The organism is Citrobacter portucalensis (assembly GCF_002042885.1).
In the GTDB taxonomy this organism is placed as follows: Bacteria; Pseudomonadota; Gammaproteobacteria; order Enterobacterales; family Enterobacteriaceae; genus Citrobacter; species Citrobacter portucalensis.
In genome coordinates this window covers 229326-248016 of the sequence record NZ_MVFY01000006.1, presented here as the reverse complement: position 1 = coordinate 248016, position 18691 = coordinate 229326, and the positions used below count along the sequence as shown (strand labels likewise).

General features: G+C 51.9%; 16 protein-coding genes. 5 read left to right on the top strand and 11 right to left on the bottom strand.

The window, feature by feature from the left end; genetic code table 11:
- Window positions 1-8 precede the first annotated feature (8 nt).
- A complete protein-coding gene (dacC, locus tag BZK40_RS11510; protein WP_020996521.1) occupies window positions 9-1211 on the bottom strand; it encodes a serine-type D-Ala-D-Ala carboxypeptidase in 1203 nt (400 codons plus the stop codon).
- 328 nt (window positions 1212-1539) lie between these two features.
- On the opposite strand from dacC, the gene BZK40_RS11505 reads away from it, so the two are divergent.
- A complete protein-coding gene (locus tag BZK40_RS11505; protein ID WP_032942804.1) occupies window positions 1540-2166 on the top strand; it encodes a glutathione S-transferase family protein in 627 nt (208 codons plus the stop codon).
- Window positions 2167-2171: 5 nt separating this feature from the next.
- Here the strand turns inward: BZK40_RS11505 and BZK40_RS11500 are convergent, their stop codons facing one another.
- Both BZK40_RS11500 and bssR read right to left on the bottom strand, forming a co-directional pair.
- On the bottom strand, window positions 2172-3269 hold the full coding sequence (locus BZK40_RS11500; protein WP_032942802.1) for a PQQ-dependent sugar dehydrogenase: 1098 nt from the start codon (window positions 3267-3269) through the stop codon (window positions 2172-2174).
- A gap of 102 nt (window positions 3270-3371) precedes the next feature.
- A complete protein-coding gene (bssR, locus tag BZK40_RS11495) occupies window positions 3372-3755 on the bottom strand; it encodes a biofilm formation regulator BssR (protein WP_079934658.1) in 384 nt (127 codons plus the stop codon).
- Window positions 3756-3975: 220 nt separating this feature from the next.
- Between bssR and BZK40_RS11490 the strand changes: the two genes are divergently transcribed.
- Window positions 3976-4902, top strand: a complete 927-nt coding sequence (locus tag BZK40_RS11490) for a LysR family transcriptional regulator (protein WP_048214596.1) — start codon at window positions 3976-3978, stop codon at window positions 4900-4902.
- Between the two features lie 32 nt (window positions 4903-4934).
- On the opposite strand, the gene glgP is transcribed toward BZK40_RS11490, so the two are convergent.
- Window positions 4935-7385, bottom strand: coding sequence for a glycogen phosphorylase (glgP, locus tag BZK40_RS11485; RefSeq protein WP_079934657.1), 2451 nt, complete (start codon window positions 7383-7385; stop codon window positions 4935-4937).
- A 51-nt stretch (window positions 7386-7436) separates the two neighbouring features.
- Window positions 7437-7622, bottom strand: a complete 186-nt coding sequence (locus tag BZK40_RS11480; protein WP_223240755.1) for a glycine cleavage system protein T — start codon at window positions 7620-7622, stop codon at window positions 7437-7439.
- A 231-nt stretch (window positions 7623-7853) separates the two neighbouring features.
- Here BZK40_RS11480 and rimO point away from each other — a divergent pair, with 231 nt between their 5' ends.
- Window positions 7854-9161, top strand: a complete 1308-nt coding sequence (rimO, locus tag BZK40_RS11475; RefSeq protein WP_003831616.1) for a 30S ribosomal protein S12 methylthiotransferase RimO — start codon at window positions 7854-7856, stop codon at window positions 9159-9161.
- A 92-nt stretch (window positions 9162-9253) separates the two neighbouring features.
- Here the strand turns inward: rimO and gsiD are convergent, their stop codons facing one another.
- The 6 genes from gsiD to BZK40_RS11445 form a co-directional block, all read right to left on the bottom strand.
- The gene (gene gsiD, locus BZK40_RS11470) at window positions 9254-10165 is read right to left on the bottom strand and encodes a glutathione ABC transporter permease GsiD (RefSeq protein WP_032942798.1); all 912 of its coding nucleotides are present in this window, start codon (window positions 10163-10165) and stop codon (window positions 9254-9256) included.
- Window positions 10166-10167: 2 nt separating this feature from the next.
- Window positions 10168-11088, bottom strand: coding sequence for a glutathione ABC transporter permease GsiC (gene gsiC, locus BZK40_RS11465; protein WP_032942797.1), 921 nt, complete (start codon window positions 11086-11088; stop codon window positions 10168-10170).
- A 46-nt stretch (window positions 11089-11134) separates the two neighbouring features.
- Window positions 11135-12673 carry a glutathione ABC transporter substrate-binding protein GsiB gene (gsiB, locus tag BZK40_RS11460; protein WP_079934656.1) on the bottom strand — a complete coding sequence of 513 codons (1539 nt, stop codon included), beginning with the start codon at window positions 12671-12673 and terminating at the stop codon, window positions 11135-11137.
- A gap of 28 nt (window positions 12674-12701) precedes the next feature.
- Window positions 12702-14573 carry a glutathione ABC transporter ATP-binding protein GsiA gene (gsiA, locus tag BZK40_RS11455; RefSeq protein ID WP_079934655.1) on the bottom strand — a complete coding sequence of 624 codons (1872 nt, stop codon included), beginning with the start codon at window positions 14571-14573 and terminating at the stop codon, window positions 12702-12704.
- Complete coding sequence (iaaA, locus tag BZK40_RS11450; protein ID WP_003836974.1) at window positions 14560-15525, bottom strand: beta-aspartyl-peptidase; 966 nt, start codon at window positions 15523-15525, stop codon at window positions 14560-14562. The genes gsiA and iaaA overlap by 14 nt, the downstream gene beginning before the upstream one ends.
- 191 nt (window positions 15526-15716) lie before the next feature.
- Entirely contained in the window at window positions 15717-16505 is a 789-nt protein-coding gene (locus BZK40_RS11445; RefSeq protein WP_032942791.1) for an aminoglycoside nucleotidyltransferase ANT9, read from the bottom strand.
- A 174-nt stretch (window positions 16506-16679) separates the two neighbouring features.
- Here BZK40_RS11445 and moeA point away from each other — a divergent pair, with 174 nt between their 5' ends.
- Together moeA and moeB are read left to right on the top strand one after the other, a co-directional pair.
- The gene (moeA, locus tag BZK40_RS11440) at window positions 16680-17915 is read left to right on the top strand and encodes a molybdopterin molybdotransferase MoeA (RefSeq protein WP_008784221.1); all 1236 of its coding nucleotides are present in this window, start codon (window positions 16680-16682) and stop codon (window positions 17913-17915) included.
- Window positions 17915-18664, top strand: a complete 750-nt coding sequence (gene moeB / locus BZK40_RS11435; protein WP_057067348.1) for a molybdopterin-synthase adenylyltransferase MoeB — start codon at window positions 17915-17917, stop codon at window positions 18662-18664. Before moeA ends, moeB begins: the two co-directional genes overlap by 1 nt.
- Window positions 18665-18691 lie beyond the last annotated feature (27 nt).

The following is an 18691-nucleotide window of genomic DNA, read 5'->3' as shown; positions in this document are numbered from 1 at the left end:
AGATAAGATTAAGAGAACCAACCACCAAACCACTGGTGGAATTTCATCATCACAAAGTCCCACATGCGGCTAAAGAAACCACCCTCTTCCACATCTTCCATCACCATCAACGGACGCTGCTCAATGGATTTTCCGTTCAACTGGAAGTCGATAGTGCCCACAACCTGACCTTTCTTCAGCGGTGCAGTTAGCTGTGGTTCAGTCAGGGTAAAGCTGGCCTTCAGGTTTTTGAGCTGGCCACGCGGAATGGTCACAGAACCCCCTTCTCCGGCGCCCAGATTCACTTCACTCTTATCGCCAAACCAGACGCGCTGGGTGACGAAAGTCGCATCCGGCTTGATCGGCGTAACGGTTTCAAAGAAACGGAAACCCCAGGTCAGCAGTTTTTCTGACTCATTGAAACGAATGCGGTCGGTTTTTGCTCCCAGCACCACGGAGATCAGGCGCATATCACCCTGGGTCGCGGAGGCCACCAGGTTGTATCCCGCCCCGGCAGTGGTCCCGGTTTTCATACCGTCCACGTTCAGGTTGGTGCTCCACAACAGACGGTTGCGGTTCGGTTGACGTATTTTATTGAAGGTAAATTCTTTCTCTTTGTGAATAGCGTACTCTTCCGGCACATCGTGGATTAACGCCTTCCCGAGCAACGCCATATCACGCGCGGTACTGAACTGTCCTGCCGCATCCAGGCCGTGTACCGTCTGGAAAGTCGTGTTTGTCAGCCCCAGTTTTTTCGCATAGCCGTTCATCAGACCAATAAAGGATTCCTGGCTACCGGCAACGTAATCAGCGAGTGCAATACAGGCATCGTTACCTGACTGAATGATAACGCCTTTATTCAGATCGGACACCGCGACCTGATCGCCGGGCTTGAGGAACATGACCGACGAACCGCGCAGGGCTGGATTACCGGTCGCCCATGCGTCTTTGCCCACAGTGACCATGTCGTTGAGGTTAATTTTTCCGGCCTTCAGCGCCTGCCCAACCACATAGCTGGTCATGATTTTGGTCAGACTGGCAGGATCCAGTTTCTCATCAGCATTACCTTCCGCCAGCACCTTACCACTGGCGTAATCCATCAGAATCCACGCACGCGCGTCCACGCTCGGCGGGGCCGTCGGTTGCTCCGCCGCCTGTACGGTCGGCGCCAAAAGGATTAAGAGTGCAGAACCTGCAGCAAAGCTGCGAAGTGAAGAGAAGTATTGCGTCATAAATGCCACCCGAGTATCCATTCCAAAAAACCACGTCATACCACACCGTGTTTACACAAAACCGGCCAAGCGACCTCGACCAACCCATGCAGAAAAAGTCTGATGGATGACGTGTAAAATAAGTGCGGTGAGTAATAACGCACTAACGAGCTTAAAGAAACCGTAAGTTGGTAAAGTTTTTAAAGTTTATGCAATAACGCCGCGCTGCGCTGCTCCTGGCACGATTTTTTTAGACTTTGTTGCGTAAATATTAGGTTTACCCCACCATGTGAGCTAGTCAGATGGCATCTGCAGCCATAAAGCTGCTCAATTAATTTGCGGGGTTACTATGATTACACTGTGGGGTCGCAATAACTCGACCAACGTAAAAAAAGTATTGTGGACGCTCGAGGAACTGGAACTGCCGTATAACCAAATTCTGGCGGGCGGACAGCATGGCGGTAACCGCGATGCCGACTATCTGGCACTGAACCCGAACGGACTGGTCCCGCTGCTACGCGATGATGAAACAGACGTTGTTCTGTGGGAATCCAATACCATTGTCCGCTATCTGGCCGCTCAGTACGGACAAAAACGTTTGTGGATTGACGCCCCGGCCGCGCGCGCAGTCGGTGAAAAATGGATGGACTGGGCAAATCAGACTCTAAGCCCTGCGCACCGGGTTATCTTATTTGGTCTGGTCAGAACACCTGCCGATCAGCGCGATATGGCGGCCATTGAGGCAAGTAAGCAAGTTTGCGAGAACCTGTTTGCCATTCTGGATAACGCGCTGGCAGACCAGCCATGGTTCTCCGGGGCCGAATTTGGCACGGCGGATATCGCTGTTGCACCGTTCATCTATAACCTGTTCAACGTTGGTCTGAGCTGGACCCCGCGCCCGCATCTGGAACGCTGGTATCAACAACTGACCGAGCGACCGGCGTTTCAAAAAATCGTGATGATCCCGGTCAGCTAACCAAATCAGGGACTCACTTTCAGTAATTCCCCGTCGGACTCGTCGGTTAACACGTACAAATAACCGTCTGGTCCGACGCGCACATCACGGATCCGCTGCCCCCTTTCCTGCAACAGACGACCATCCTCAGTGACCGTATTCCCTTTAACGCTCAGCACGATCACTTCTTTATCTTTCAACGCGCCGATGAACAACTTCTGCCGCCACTGCGGGAAGGTATCGCTATTGTAAAAAGCCATTCCACTAACCGCCGGCGACTTTTCCCAGTAAAAGATGGGTTGTTCTGTGCCTGCAACAATTTGACCTTTTGCTTCGGGAATTTTCAAACCACTGTAGTTAACACCCCAGGTCGCGATAGGCCAGCCGTAGTTTTTCCCTTTCTCAGGGATATTGATTTCATCGCCTCCGCGTGGACCATGCTCATTGAGCCACAGCACATCACTCCACGGATTCATCGCCATCCCCTGCGGGTTGCGGATGCCATACGACCAAATCTCTGCCCGCGCTCCTGCCATGTTCACAAACGGATTATCCGGCGGAATTTTTCCCTCGTCGGTCAGTCGGACTAATTTACCCTGCAATTTATCCAGGTCCTGGGCGGTAGCGCGTTGATTATTCTCCCCAAGGCCAATAAACAGATAACCGTTACCATCAAATACCAGACGTCCACCAAAATGGTTTCCGGTGGAAAGCTTTGGCTGTTGGCGAAAAACGGTCTGAAATCCTTGCAGATGTTTGAGATCGTCACTCAATCGCCCGTAGCCTACCGCAGTGCCCGCTTTGCCTTCGCGGTCGGCTTCAGCGAAGCTTAGCCATACCCGGCGAGATTGTGCAAAATCCGGTGCTAACGCCACATCAAGCAGTCCTCCCTGACCATTTGCCCAAACTTTTGGTACGCCGGTCAGCGGGTCGGAAAGCCCTTTATCAGGCTGCCAGAGTCGAAGCTGTCCACCTTTGAGCGTAATGAGCATACCGCGGTTATCGGGTAAAAAAGCCAGTGACCATGGGTGATCGAGTTTAGTTTGCAGCACTTCCACTTTTACCGCGGCGGCATAAGTGGAAAATAGCGCAAGTGGAATAGCACAGAGAAAGAGTCGACGCATAACACCTCCTTAATGGCTCTGCATAAAGCGTAGCCAGCAAGGGGAATTATCCCGCTACATTTACATAATCTTGACGAAAAGGGGGAGCGCCCTCCCCCTGATTCAGACGTGTTCCAGCGTTGGGTAAGATTGCAAACTCTGGATACTTAGCGTCAGCGTTGTCAGGCAGTTTTCCAGTTTCTCTGCGTTAACGGCGATAAACGTTGGACAATCGTGATGTCCACTCATAAGACAAACCGCGGCGGCGGCTAACGCCCCTTCAGCACGATGAAGGGCATTCCACTCTTCCTGATCAAGATGCATACCGTGAAGCCGTGATTGCTCGTGCAATTCGCGATTCAGTGCAAAAAAAACATCACGCAGGCGATCGCTCTCGCTAACTGACATGTAGCCTTTCGCTTTTCTCAACTGCAGATAAGCGGCAAGTTCGATACGGGCGTTTATCAATTTGTTGAGAAGATCGGTTCTCAGTCTGTCAACAACCATACTTTGTTCCTCCTCTTTCCAACTATGGTGCAACTTAATAGTATGGTTGTTTTTTGAACAAATAGATGTCCTACATCAATAAAGCCCAATTGATTAACATAATTTACAATGTTACAACTTCATCCGGTACGCTTATCGAAGGCGCTCTGTGTCTGACTCGCCTGACTTTTTTTGCTATACCTGATGTGGTTACTGCCATGGTGTTGATGATGAGGGGTCTATGTCGAAAGCAAATGATGCAGAAAAGATACGCACACTATCAAAAATAGATCTCAATCTGCTGACCATTTTCTGTTTGATCTATAGCGTGGGTAGCATTTCCAGAGTCGCTGACATGCTGAACATCTCACCTTCCGCCGTCAGCCAGTCATTAAGAAAACTGCGCGAAATGATGGGGGATAATCTGTTTGTCCGTAGCGGGAATGCACTGTTACCGACGGTCTATTCTGATGAACTGTATGATAATACAATCCCAATTATCGATAAGCTGTCAACGCTGATGCCGCTTTCCACGCCTGCCACCAAAAAAAGGTTAACGCTTTATACGGAATCTTTTATTTCCCCTATCGTTATTCCAGATGTCACCGCCAGAATAATCGAGACTGACGCCGATATCAGCCTCCTGCACCTTACCGCCGACCTGAATGAACAGAGTATTATTGAACTGCTGAATATGCGTCAGGCAGATGCCGTTTTTTCTACCTTTTCTGTAGAGTCAGCAAGTCTTTCATGCCAGAAAATATGCGATATGCGCCTGGTGCTGGCGGCCTCGCAGAATAATTCTTTATATGGTAACACCATCAGTGAAGCGCAATTCAGAAACGCTAACCTGGTCGGTTACAATACTAAGAATGAGAAAATCATTTATCATCGCAGTATTGTGGATAAAAAATTTAGAACCGGAGAACGCTGCCTGCTTACCTCATCGTTTACGGCGATTCTGACGATTGTGTCCAATACACATTGTTTAGGGGTAATCCCGGAAAAGGTATTTGAAACACACGCTCACCTGTATGGACTAAAAAAAATAAACACTCCGTTTCCCTTACCACAATTTAGCGTGTTTGCCTCATCGCGCAAAGAAAGTAATACCCACAAAATCCTCTCACCTATTCTGGCTGATTTGCAAACAGCCTCCCTGTTATGAAAACCAGAGAGGCTGAGCGTTAGAAATACTGGCTACACGCGTATTTTTGCTATGCGCCAGATATGGTCGGCATATTCCTGAACCGTTCTGTCCGACGAGAAATACCCCATGTTAGCAATATTATGCATGGTTTTTGTCGTCCACTCCCGGGGAGTACGATACAACTCGTCCACCGCATCCTGACAATCTACATAGCTGCGGTAATCTGCCAACACCTGATAGTAGTCGCCGAAGTTAATCAATGAATCCAACACCTCCCTATAACGCCCTGGCTCCTGCGGACTAAACATCCCCGTACCGATTTGCGTCAGCACCTGATGAAGTTCCTCATCCTTTTCAAAGATGTGCCTCGGGTCATAGCCATCACGTCGCAGAGTTTCAACCTGATTCGCCGTATTGCCAAAGATAAAGATGTTATCTTCCCCAACGTATTCGCGCATTTCGATATTCGCACCGTCGAGCGTACCGATAGTGAGCGCACCATTCATACCGAATTTCATATTGCTGGTCCCGGAGGCTTCCGTCCCGGCCAGGGAAATTTGCTCTGACAGATCGGCTGCCGGAATAATTAGCTGAGCGAGACTGACGCTGTAATCCGGGATAAACACTACTTTCAGTTTGCCGCCAATCTGCGGATCGTTATTGACTAACTGCGCCACATCGTTAATCAAGCGAATAATTTGTTTTGCCATGTGATAAGAGGAGGCTGCTTTTCCGGCAAAGATATTCACTCGCGGTACCCAGTTGGCATCCGGCGCGGCTTTAATTCGGTTATAGCGTGTAATAACGTGGAGCACATTCATGAGTTGCCGCTTGTACTCGTGGATGCGTTTCACCTGCACATCAAACAGCGCATCAGGATTCACCACCACGCCATAGTGGGTGGCAATATGGTGCGCCAGTCGCTGCTTATTGTTACGTTTCGCACGATGCACAGCCTCATTCACCGACGGATAATCTATAAACAGCTTCAGCTCGCCCAACTGCATTAATTTAGTCCGCCAGCTGTCACCGATATTTTCGTCCAGCACTTTGGCAAGCGGTGGATTCGCCAGCGCCAGCCAACGACGCGCAGTCACACCATTGGTTACGTTGGTGAAACGCAGGGGAAAAATATTCGCAAAATCTGCAAACAGTGATTCGGTCATCAGTTTTGAATGCAATGCCGACACGCCGTTTACCTTATGACTGACAACTACCGCCAGCCAGGCCATACGCACCACACGACCATTGGACTCATCAATTAACGACACACGTTTTAGCAGATCGCTGTCATTACGATAACGTTCCTGTAAGGTCTTCAGAAAACGATCGTTAATCTCAAAAATAATCTGCAAATGGCGCGGCAAAATTCGACTTAGCATTTCTACTGGCCAGGTCTCCAGCGCCTCACTCATCAACGTATGGTTGGTATAAGAAAAAATCTGACAAGTCACGTCAAACGCGTTATCCCAACTAAACTGATGATGATCAATCAATAAACGCATCAACTCAGGGATCGCCAGTACCGGATGCGTATCATTAAGGTGAATCGCAATTTTATCGGCCAGATTGTCGTAAGTTTTGTACAACTGATAATGACGACTCAGAATATCCTGAATCGTCGCCGAGGCCAGGAAATAGGCCTGGCGTAAACGCAATTCACGCCCCGCATCGGTGGAATCATCCGGGTACAAAACCCGCGAGATACGATCGAAGTGGTATTTGTTTTCCACTTCAGTAGCAAAGTCGTCCTGCTGATTCAGTTTGCCCGCATTAACTTCGCTATTCACCTGCACGTTCCACAAGCGTAACGTATTAGTCGTGTCCGTCGCATAACCTGGAATAATTTGATCATGCGCCACGGCCAGAATATCCTCGGTTTCAAGCCAGCGGGTTTTATTCCCCTCCTGTTGAACACGCCCGCCAAAACGTACTTTATAATGCGTATTATGACGTTTAAACTCCCATGGATTACCGTATTCCAGCCAATAATCGAGCGACTCTTTTTGTACACCGTTAACGATATTTTGTTTGAACATACCGTAGTTATAACGAATACCGTATCCACATCCCGGCAACCCAAGCGTCGCCAGTGAATCAAGGAAGCAGGCCGCCAGACGACCGAGACCACCATTACCTAATCCGGGATCGTTTTCTTCGTCAATCAGTTCTTCCAGTTCAAGCCCCATTGCCTCCAGCGCGCTTCTGACTTCGTCATAAATACCTAAAGAGAGCAATGCATTGGATAGCGTACGACCAATTAAAAATTCCATCGACAGATAATATACCTGGCGCGCATCCTGAGAGAATTGCGCCCGATTAGAACGGTGCCAGCGCTCGACCATCCGATCGCGTACCGCATATAACGTCGCATTAAGCCACTCCCGTTTCGTGGCGATTGCGGGATCTTTGCCAATTATGAATAAAAGTTTATTAGCAATATCATCTCTAAGTTTATCAACATCAGAGTCCGTGACGACCGGAAGTGGCGAAATATACATATTAACGTTACCTTTCAAATTTTGTAGGATGGTAATAGACAGGTGAATTATTTAAAGTTTGGGTACGTGAGCGTTAGCTTTTTGTCGAATATTTTCATGACTGGCGATAAACGTTAATTCTGTCATTAATACACGCCAACTTAAGCCTGTGGCAAGCGAGATATAATATAAACTCACACCATTAGCATAAAGAGTTTTAGCCATTTCAAGTTTCGACTTCAAAACAATATCTTTCAAATTTAACCTCATTAGTAACGCTCGACGAGATAAAATTTACGATAATGAGTGCCTATAGCCAAGAAGCGGCACTTAAAGCCGGAATTAGACTCACTAAACACCTTTCACTGACCGATCTACTCTTTATAGGTATCGCTCTTTATTCTCTCCGTCTTATGCTGATCAGATATAGATGTACCGTGAAGGCATCTGTATAATCCCCCGATTACGAGCAATGTACAGTATAAGAAAATGGCAAAAATTGGTTTTATATCACTAGGTTGTCCGAAAAACCTCGTCGATTCTGAGCGCATCCTGACCGAACTTCGTACCGAAGGCTATGATGTTGTGCCAAGCTACGACGACGCGGATATGGTTATCGTTAATACCTGCGGCTTTATCGACAGTGCGGTTCAGGAGTCCCTGGAAGCAATTGGCGAAGCGCTGAACGAGAACGGTAAGGTGATCGTCACCGGCTGTCTGGGCGCGAAAGTCGATCAGATCCGTGAAGTCCACCCGAAGGTGCTGGAAATCACCGGGCCGCATAGCTATGAACAGGTTCTGGAGCACGTTCACCACTATGTGCCAAAACCAAAACACAACCCGTTCCAGAGTCTGGTTCCTGAGCAGGGCGTCAAGCTGACTCCTCGCCATTACGCCTATCTGAAGATTTCCGAGGGCTGTAACCACCGCTGCACGTTCTGCATTATTCCCTCCATGCGCGGCGATCTGGTGAGCCGTCCGATTGGCGACGTCCTCAGCGAAGCCAAGCGTCTGGTCGATGCGGGCGTGAAAGAGATTCTGGTAATCTCTCAGGATACCTCTGCGTACGGTGTAGATGTGAAGCATCGTACCGGTTTCCATAACGGCGAGCCGGTCAAAACCAGCATGGTTGATCTGTGCGAACAGTTATCAAAACTGGGGATCTGGACGCGCCTGCATTACGTCTACCCTTACCCGCACGTTGATGATGTGATCCCGCTGATGGCGGAAGGCAAAATCCTGCCGTATCTGGACATCCCGTTACAGCATGCCAGCCCGCGTATTCTTAAACTGATGAAACGCCCGGGCTCCGTGGACAGACAGCTGGCGCGCATCAAGCAGTGGCGTGAAATCTGCCCTGAACTGACGTTGCGATCCACTTTCATTGTTGGTTTCCCGGGTGAAACGGAAGAAGACTTCCAGATGTTGCTCGACTTCCTGAAGGAAGCGCGTCTGGATCGCGTGGGCTGCTTTAAATACAGCCCGGTAGAAGGCGCTGGCGCTAATGACCTGCCGGATCAAATCCCGGAAGAGGTGAAAGAAGAACGCTGGAACCGCTTTATGCAATTGCAGCAGCAGATCTCTGCTGAACGTTTGCAAGAGAAAGTGGGCCGCGAGATTCTGGTTATCGTTGATGAAGTTGACGAAGAAGGCGCAATTGGTCGTAGCATGGCTGATGCTCCAGAAATCGACGGCGCGGTATACCTGAATGGTGAAACCAAGGTGAAACCTGGCGATATCATCCGCGTGAAGGTCGAAAACGCAGATGAATACGATCTGTGGGGCACCCGCGTTTAATTAGCGTAACCCAACGTAGGCCGGATAAGGCATTTATGCCGCATCCGGCAATGCCTGATGGCGACGCTGAAGCGTCTTATCAGGCCTACGGTTTACCCTTTTATCTTCGGGTCCAGCGCGTCACGCAGACCATCTCCCAGTAAGTTAAACGCCAGCACAGTCAGGAATATCGCTACCGCCGGGAAAATCGCCACGTGCGGTGCGATCACCATATCAGCGCGCGCTTCATTAAGCATTGCCCCCCACTCCGGCGTCGGCGGCTGTGCGCCTAATCCCAGAAATGACAGGCTCGCGGCAGAGATGATCGACGTGCCAATTCGCATGGTAAAAAAGACCACGATCGATGAGACCGTTCCAGGCAGAATATGGTTGAAGATGATGGTCGCATCGCTGGCACCAATACTACGCGCAGACTCAATAAACGTCTGTTGCTTCAGCACCAGCGTATTCCCACGCACCAGGCGCGCGAAGGCTGGAATGGAGAAAATGGCCACGGCAATGATCACGTTAGCAATACCGCTGCCCAGCACAGCGACCACGGCTATCGCCAGCAATATCCCCGGAAAGGCGAACAGCACATCGCAGATTCGCATGATCAGTCGATCCCACCAGCCTTCGTAGTACCCCGCCAGCAGACCCAGAACCGTACCAATCGCCGCGCCAATAAATACGGCAAAGACCCCTGCCGCCAGCGAGATTTGCGCCCCAACCAGCACGCGGCTAAAGATATCCCGTCCCAGTGAGTCAACGCCAAACCAGTGCAGCATCGATGGCCCGTCATTCAGACGGTCATAATCGAAGTAATTCTCGGCATCAAATGGCGTCAGCCAGCGGGCAAAAATCGCTACCACGATCAGGAGCAATACAAACAGCCCAGCGACCATCGCCATGTGCTGTCGACGGAACCGACGCCAGAACTCATGCCACGGTGTGCGTATCTGCTCTGGCTTAACAAGGGGCATCGCATTTAAAATCGCCTGTCGGCGCCAGTTAAAAAATCGCATCCTTACTTGTACCTGATAGCCGGATTAATGGCAGCGTAGAGCACATCCACCACTAAGTTAATAAGAATAAATTCCAGAGAAAACAACAGCACCTCGGCCTGAATCACCGGGTAGTCGCGCATTTCGACGGAGTCCACCAACAGCCGCCCAAGCCCGGGCCAATTGAACACCTTCTCAACCACGATTGAACCACCAAGCAAAAAGCCAAACTGTAGTCCCATCATGGTGACCACCGGGATCATCGCATTACGCAGACCATGTTTTAACACTACCCAAGTTTCACTCACCCCTTTAGCCCGCGCGGTGCGCATATAATCTTCGCTGAGCACATCAACAAACGAGGCGCGAGTAAATCGAGCTAACACCGCAGCCACCGCCGCACCCAGCGTAATAGACGGGAGGATGTAGTGAAGCCAGGTGTCTGCGCCCACGGTAGGCAACCAACCGAGTTCAACGGAGAATATCTGCATCAGCAGCATGCCAAGCGCAAACGCCGGGAACGAGATCCCGGTGACCGCCAGCGTCATGCTTAATCTGTCCGGCCAGCGATTGCGCCATACGGCAGCAATGATCCCCGCCGTCATACCAAACAATACCGCCCACGCCATACTGGCAATAGTCAGCCATAGTGATGGCATAAAACGACTGGCTATCTCTTCAGAAACCGGGCGACGAGAAACCATCGAGGTGCCAAAATCGCCTTGCAACACGTTAGTCATGTAATGCCAGAACTGAACATGCAGCGGCTGGTCCAGACCCAGCTGCTTGCGCACCAGTTCAATAACCTCGGCGTCAGCTTCCGGTCCGGCAATCAGCCGGGCCGGATCGCCGGGTAGCAGGTGAACAAATAAAAATACCAGCACCGCAACAATCAACAGAGTTGGAATCAACCCCAGCAGGCGCTTGAAAACATAGTTAAGCATCAGGCTCCCTTCGTCGGCCCCTGTGCTAAGGGGCCGAATGCATAGCTTATTTTAAATCCGCATCATCAAAACTAAATCCGGTATCCGGCATAATCCAGAACCCGGTCAACCGGGTACTGTGTGCCGAAATCAGTTTTTCCACCACCAGCGGGATCCACGGCGACTCTTTCCAGATAATATCCTGCGCGTCTTTGTACAGCTTCGCTTTCTGCGCCGGATCGTTAGTTTGCAACGCTGCCGCTAAATCACTGTCCACCTGCTTATTGCTGTAGAACGCCGTATTAAACAAAGTTGGCGGCCAGTTTTGTGATGCAAACAGCGGTGACAGCGCCCAGTCAGCTTCGCCCGTAGACGCCGACCAGCCGGTGTAGAACATCCGTACCCCGCTCTCTTTCTGCGCTTTCCCTTCAACTTCCGCGGCGCGCTGACCGGCATCCATCGCTGTTACCTGAGCCTTAATGCCCACCTGCGCCAGCTGCTGCTGGGTAAATTGCAGCACTTTCTGCGCGGTACTGTGGTTATGCGAAGACCATAGCGTAGTGGTAAAACCGTTCGGATAACCTGCTTCTTTCAGCAGTTCGCGCGCTTTCGCCGGGTCGTAGGGCCACGGCGTATAGCTTTGCGCATAGGCTATCGACGGGGGGATAACGCCGGTTGCCGGCGTCGCGTAACCAGCAAAAGCCACTTTCACCAGCGCCTGGCGGTTGATGGCATAATTCAGCGCTTCACGCACCTTCGGGTTGTCGAACGGTTTTTGCGTGACGTTCATGCTGATGTAACGCTGCATAATAGACGGACTGGCCACCAGTTCCAGGTTTTTGTTCTTCGCCAACAGCGACGCCTGCTCGTATGGGATCGGGAAGGCAAACTGCGCTTCCCCAGTTTGCAGCATGGCCGCACGCGTGTTGTTGTCGGTCACCGGACGCCAGGTAATCGTATCCAGCTTTGGCAACCCTTGCTGCCAGTAGCCCGCGAACTTCTTAACCTTCACAAAATCCGTCTGATTCCAGGTATCAAGCTGGTACGGCCCGGTCCCCACAGGATGGAAACCGATCTCTTTACCGTATTTTTCCAGCGCGGCGGGAGAAATCATCGCCGTTGCCGGGTGCGCCAGAATATTGATAAAGGCAGAGAACGGCTGTTTCAGCGTAATCTTCACCGTCGACGGATCGACGACTTCGGTTTTATCGATATTCTTATACAGGTTGTAACGTTTCAGATGGTTTTCCGGGTTACTGGCCCGATCGAGGTTAGCTTTTACCGCATCGGCATTGAAGTCGGTTCCATCCTGAAACTTCACGCCCTGGCGCAGCTTAAGGGTATAGGTCAGCCCATCATCAGAAACCGTATAACTCTCCGCGAGCACATTTTTCAGTTTCATCTCTTTATCAAGACCAAACAGCCCCTGATAAAACGACTTCGCTACCGCCTGTGACAACGTGTCATTCGCGTCATAGGGGTCGAGCGTCGTGAAATTGGATCCCACGGCCACCACTACATCTTTGGCGGCCCAGCCAGGCGATGCGGCCAGTGCAGAGGCCACTCCCACAGCAACCAGCCATTTTCGAGCAACAATTTTTGTCATGTTATTCTCCTTAAACCCTGCCTGCCTGTTATAAACGCGAAAGCGCATTTTCTGGTAGCGGACGCGCAACATAATGCCCCGGACCAACTAACTGGAGTGATACGGGGGAAATCTCTTCGCCACGTTTACGAATATTGCTGGGGATATCGTCCGACAACAGCACGCGCTGGGGACGGTGATGGGATGGATCGGCGACCGGAACTGCTGCCATCAGCTTGCGAGTGTACGGATGTTGCGGATTTTCAAACACCGCCCGTCGGGTGCCTATCTCAACGATCTGCCCCAGATACATTACCGCCACACGATGACTGATCCGTTCCACTACCGCCATATCGTGGGAAATAAACAGGTATGCGATACCCAATTCTCGCTGCAGATCGAGCATCAGATTGATGATTTGCCCGCGAATTGAAACATCCAGCGCCGAGACAGATTCATCGGCAATAATCACTTTGGGATTGAGCGCCAATGCCCGTGCAATACAGATACGTTGACGCTGACCGCCGGAAAACTCGTGCGGATAGCGCCAGGCATGCTCAGGTAGCAAGCCTACACGTTCCAACAACCATGCAACCCGTTTTGATCCCGCATCGCCCTGCAATAACCCATGTACCCGTAGCGGCTCCAGAATGGAATATCCCACGGTCTGGCGCGGATCGAGCGAGGCATACGGATCCTGGAAGATAAACTGAATATCCCGACGCAGCGGCTGCAACTTGCTGGCAGCAAGGGTATCAATACGCTGTCCGTTGAAAATGATTTCCCCACGCTGAGACTCAACCAGGCGCAGCAGCGCCCGCCCGGTGGTGGATTTCCCGCAGCCCGACTCCCCCACCAGTGAGAGCGTTTCTCCCGGCCACAGGTCAAAGCTGACGTTTTCCACTGCATGCACCTCGCGAGTCACGCGATTTAGAATGCCGCTGCGCAGAGGAAAACGCGTCACCAGATTACGTACCCGTAGGATAGGCTCGCCTTCAACCACGGTGTCCTGCTCGGTCTGCGGTTCTACATGACTGGGATCGTGCAATGAAATGAGCGGGAAACGGCGCGGAAGCTCATGCCCGTTCATCGCCCCAAGCTGCGGCACGGCTGCCAACAGCGCTTTGGTATAGGGATGCTGGGGAGCGTGAAAAATCTGTTCAACGCTGCCGGTTTCTACCGCCTCGCCCTGATACATCACCAGCACGCGGTCAGCAATATCCGCCACAACGCCCATATCGTGGGTAATGAAGATCACTCCCATCGACATATCCTGCTGCAACACTTTTATCAGTTGCAGGATCTGCGCCTGAATGGTGACATCCAGCGCGGTCGTCGGCTCATCGGCAATTAAAACCGCAGGGCGACACGACAGTGCCATGGCGATCATCACCCGCTGGCGCATACCGCCGGAAAGCTGGTGTGGATAACGCGATAAAATCGCCTTCGCCTCGGGGATACGCACCTGATCGAGCATCCGCTTCGCTTCTACCATCGCCTCTTCATGACTGGCGCCCTGGTGCAAGCGTATAGACTCGGCAATCTGCTCGCCCACGGTAAACACCGGATTGAGCGATGTCATAGGCTCCTGGAAGATCATCGCGATATCCGCACCGCGCACGTGACGCATTTGTGATGCGCTCTGTTCACCCAGCTCAATAACCTGCCGGTTGCGGCGTCGCAGCAGCATTTCATCGCAGCTTACCTCGCCGCCTGCTTGTTCAATCAGACGCATCAGCGACAAGGCCGTCACCGACTTTCCTGAACCGGACTCACCAACAATCGCCAGCGTTTCGCCACGCTTCAGGCGAAATGACAGATTACGCACTGCGCTGACACGCTGCTGCTCCTGTTCAAAGGCAATATTCAGATTTCTGACTGCCAGCACGTCGCTGGCATCAAGCTCATCACTGTGTGGCAACGCTATCTCCTTTTTCCCGATAAATACCGGTGGTTGGCGTATCGCCTGCGTATCCCCAGGCGCGGTACATGCCTTCGCTATTAAACGGCAAGGCCACGTTGCCCTCATGATCGATAGCAATTAAACCGCCACTGCCGCCAAGCGCCGGTAATTTTTCCATCACTACGCGTTCACACGCTTCGGATAAACTCAGGCCGCCATAGTCCATCAACGCCGCAATGTCATAGGCCGCCAGCGCACGAATAAAGACTTCCCCGGTTCCGGTGCAGGAGACTGCCACACTTGCGTTATTGGCATAACAGCCTGCGCCGACCAACGGACTGTCACCCACCCGCCCAGGTAATTTGTTGGTCATCCCCCCGGTCGATGTTGCGGCCGCCAGATTGCCAAACATATCTAACGCGACCGCCCCCACGGTACCCATTTTGTTGTTTTCATCCAGCGGGCTCGCGCTATGGTCCAGTACCGTTTCACCCGCTGTTCGCGCCGCCAGTAGTTGAGCGTAGCGTTCTGGCGTCGAGAAAATATCCGCTGATACGCGCTCCATACCCTGCGCAATGGCAAAGTTTTCAGCCCCTTCACCTATCATCATGACGTGTGGGCTGTGTTCCATTACCAGGCGCGCCGCGAGAATCGGATTGCGTAAATGGCTGACTCCGGCGACGGCTCCCGCATTCAGCGTGTTACCGTCCATCACGCAGGCATCCAGTTCATGGGTTTCATCACGGGTATACACCGCGCCAATTCCGGCATTAAACAACGGACACTCTTCCAGCAGGCGCACGGCTTCGGTCACCACATCCAGTGCGCTACGACCGTCCTCAAGCATCCGCTGACCGGTTTCAACGATATCCGACAGCGCCTGAATATAACGCAACTCTTGCTCCTGGCTCAGCTGCGAACGGGTGATAGCCCCTGCGCCGCCGTGAATTGCAATGACTGCTTTACCCATTTTTTTCGTCCATCAGGTGGCAGGTACCGGGGTTATAAATATCAGAATTTCTGTGACTTATTGATTCGATTTTTGAATATAGAAAGATGCAGACGTCATGTAAAGGTTAAGGCCCGTACCTCACGCCCCATCCCATCAGGTTATTTAGATGAGTTAAACAGAAAGAGTTTCTTCCAACATCGTTGAATATATTATTCAAGCCGATCGGCAATCTGTTTTTTTGCATAAAACACAAAGCGTTCAACAGATGGCATAGACGCAGCCCAGTTCTTTTTGGTTAACCCCAGGTATTCTGCACGTGCGGCTTGCAGCGTATCAGCATACTCATCGGGTAATTGCGGTATAAGCCAGGAGGCAGCTTCATCTTTAGCGACAATATTGCCCGTAACTACGCTGTACCAAATACGCGCCAGAGTAAGGATGATATTTCGCTCGTCACCCTCTAAATCGCCCGGTTTCTGCCACATATCAAGGATATGCCGAAACGTTTGCACGACATCGCTAAAAGGGATGACGTTGAATAACGTCTCAGCGGGTTCACCGAACAACGCTACGCTGGCGCGCCGGGCCTGGGTCAGCAGGATCGAAAGATCAGGATCCACCTGTCTCGGTTCAACAATTCCCGCGCGAATATCGTCACGCAACCATTCGCCAAATTGCATTTCTCTTGACGGTGGGAATCGCCACGGCACAAGTTGTGAATAGACCACAATGGTCACTTCCAGCGCCCGATAGCTATCAACGCTGCCAGGCGGTGCTGATATTTCCAGAAAACCCTGCATCAGATCTTTTCTTTGCCGGGTATTCAGTGGCTGCCTAATGGTAACCAGTAAATCGATATCGCTTTGGGGCTTTAAGCCACCTTCAACAGCAGAGCCATACAAATGAACAGCAACCAGGTCGCCCTCTATAATCCGCGCAATCAGTGCACTGGCGGCATTCACCTGTTGTCGAATTGAATTCGGGATAGTCGCAGCCATTTAGCCTCCTGGAAAAAAGCAGAAATAATGAGTCTATACTGCATTTTTCCTGTAGCGCTATTCTCTGGCAGAAAACCTGTCTCAGATCGGATCCTAAGCCTGAGGTAGCATACTGTCCGCGTCCATTTTCTGACATAATGAGCGGATTCGATTTTGCCCCGCAGGAGTCTTCTCATGGAATTTACCGCCGGACTGATGCCGCTTGAAACGGCTCTCTCTCAGATGCTTTCGCGTATTACCCCACTCACCGCCGTCGAAACGCTGCCGCTGGTTCAATGCTTTGGCCGCATTCTGGCCACCGACGTCATCTCCCCGATTGATGTGCCGGGATTCGATAACTCGGCAATGGATGGCTATGCGGTGCGATTAGCCGATTTACAATCAGACCAGCCTCTTGCGGTGGCTGGCAAAGCCTTTGCTGGTCAACCATTCCACGGCGAGTGGCCTGCGGGAACCTGCATCCGCATTATGACCGGTGCCCCGGTGCCTGCCGGTTGTGAAGCGGTGGTGATGCAGGAGCAAACGGAACAAACTGACGACGGTGTGCGTTTTACCGCCGAGGTCCGCAGCGGACAAAATATTCGTCTGCGCGGTGAAGATATCGCAAACGGCGCGGTGGTATTCCCTACCGGAACTCGTCTGACAACCGCCGAGCTTCCTGTTCTGGCCTCGCTCGGCATTGCCGAAGTACCGGTCGTTCGCAAAGTTCGCGTGGCGTTGTTCTCCACCGGTGATGAGCTGCAACTGCCGGGTCAACCGCTGGGCGACGGGCAGATTTATGACACAAACCGTCTGACCGTTCACCTGATGCTGCAGCAACTGGGCTGCGAAGTGATCAACTTAGGAATTATTCGCGACGATCCCAACGCGCTGCGGGCCGCGTTTATCGAAGCCGACAGCCAGGCCGATGTCGTCATCAGCTCTGGTGGCGTTTCGGTAGGCGAAGCGGATTACACCAAAACCATTCTGGAAGAGCTGGGAGAAATTGCCTTCTGGAAGCTGGCCATCAAACCCGGTAAACCGTTCGCGTTTGGTAAACTGAGCAACAGCTGGTTTTGCGGCCTGCCGGGTAATCCGGTTTCTGCGGCCCTCACCTTTTATCAACTGGTGCAACCGCTGCTGGCGAAACTCAGCGGAAACACCGCCTGTGGGTTACCTCCGCGCCAGCGCGTGCGCACAGCCTCACGCCTGAAGAAAACGCCAGGGCGTCTGGATTTTCAACGTGGTGTATTGCAGCGTACCGCGGAAGGCGAACTGGAAGTCACCACCACCGGACACCAGGGCTCGCATATTTTTAGCTCCTTTAGCCAGGGCAACTGCTTTATCGTGCTGGAGCGCGATCGCGGTAACGTTGAGGCCGGAGAATGGGTTGAGGTCGAGCCGTTTAACGCACTGTTTGGAGGCCTGTAATGGCAGAACTCAGCGACCAGGAGATGATGCGCTATAACCGGCAAATCATTCTGCGCGGCTTCGATTTCGAAGGTCAGGAAGCGCTCAAAGATGCGCGGGTACTGGTCGTTGGTCTGGGGGGACTGGGATGCGCAGCAACTCAGTACCTTGCAGGCGCTGGCGTCGGACATTTAACCCTGCTCGACTTTGACACGGTCTCCGTGTCGAACCTCCAACGCCAGACGCTGCACAGCGATGCAACCGTCGGGCAACCCAAAGTGCTATCCGCCCGTGACGCGCTGGCGCGGATTAACCCTTATATCGCCATTACGCCGGTGAATGCGCTGCTTGACGATAGCGAGATTCACGCGCTTATTGCCGAACACGATTTGGTGCTGGACTGTACGGATAACGTCAGCATCCGCAATCAGCTGAATGCCGGATGTTTTGCCGCCAGAGTCCCGCTGGTTTCCGGTGCAGCTATTCGCATGGAAGGACAAATTACCGTATTTACATACCAGGACGGTGAGCCCTGCTACCGTTGCCTGAGTCGTCTGTTCGGTGAAAATGCCCTGACCTGCGTAGAAGCCGGAGTGATGGCCCCGCTGATCGGCGTGATCGGATCGTTACAGGCGATGGAAGCCATTAAGCTACTGGCAAACTACGGTAAACCGGCATCCGGAAAAATCGTCATGTACGATGCCATGACCTGCCAGTTTCGCGAAATGAAGCTGATGCGCAACCCGGGGTGTGAGGTTTGCGGGCAGTAAAAAAGTCGGGTGGCGGCTTCGCCTTAC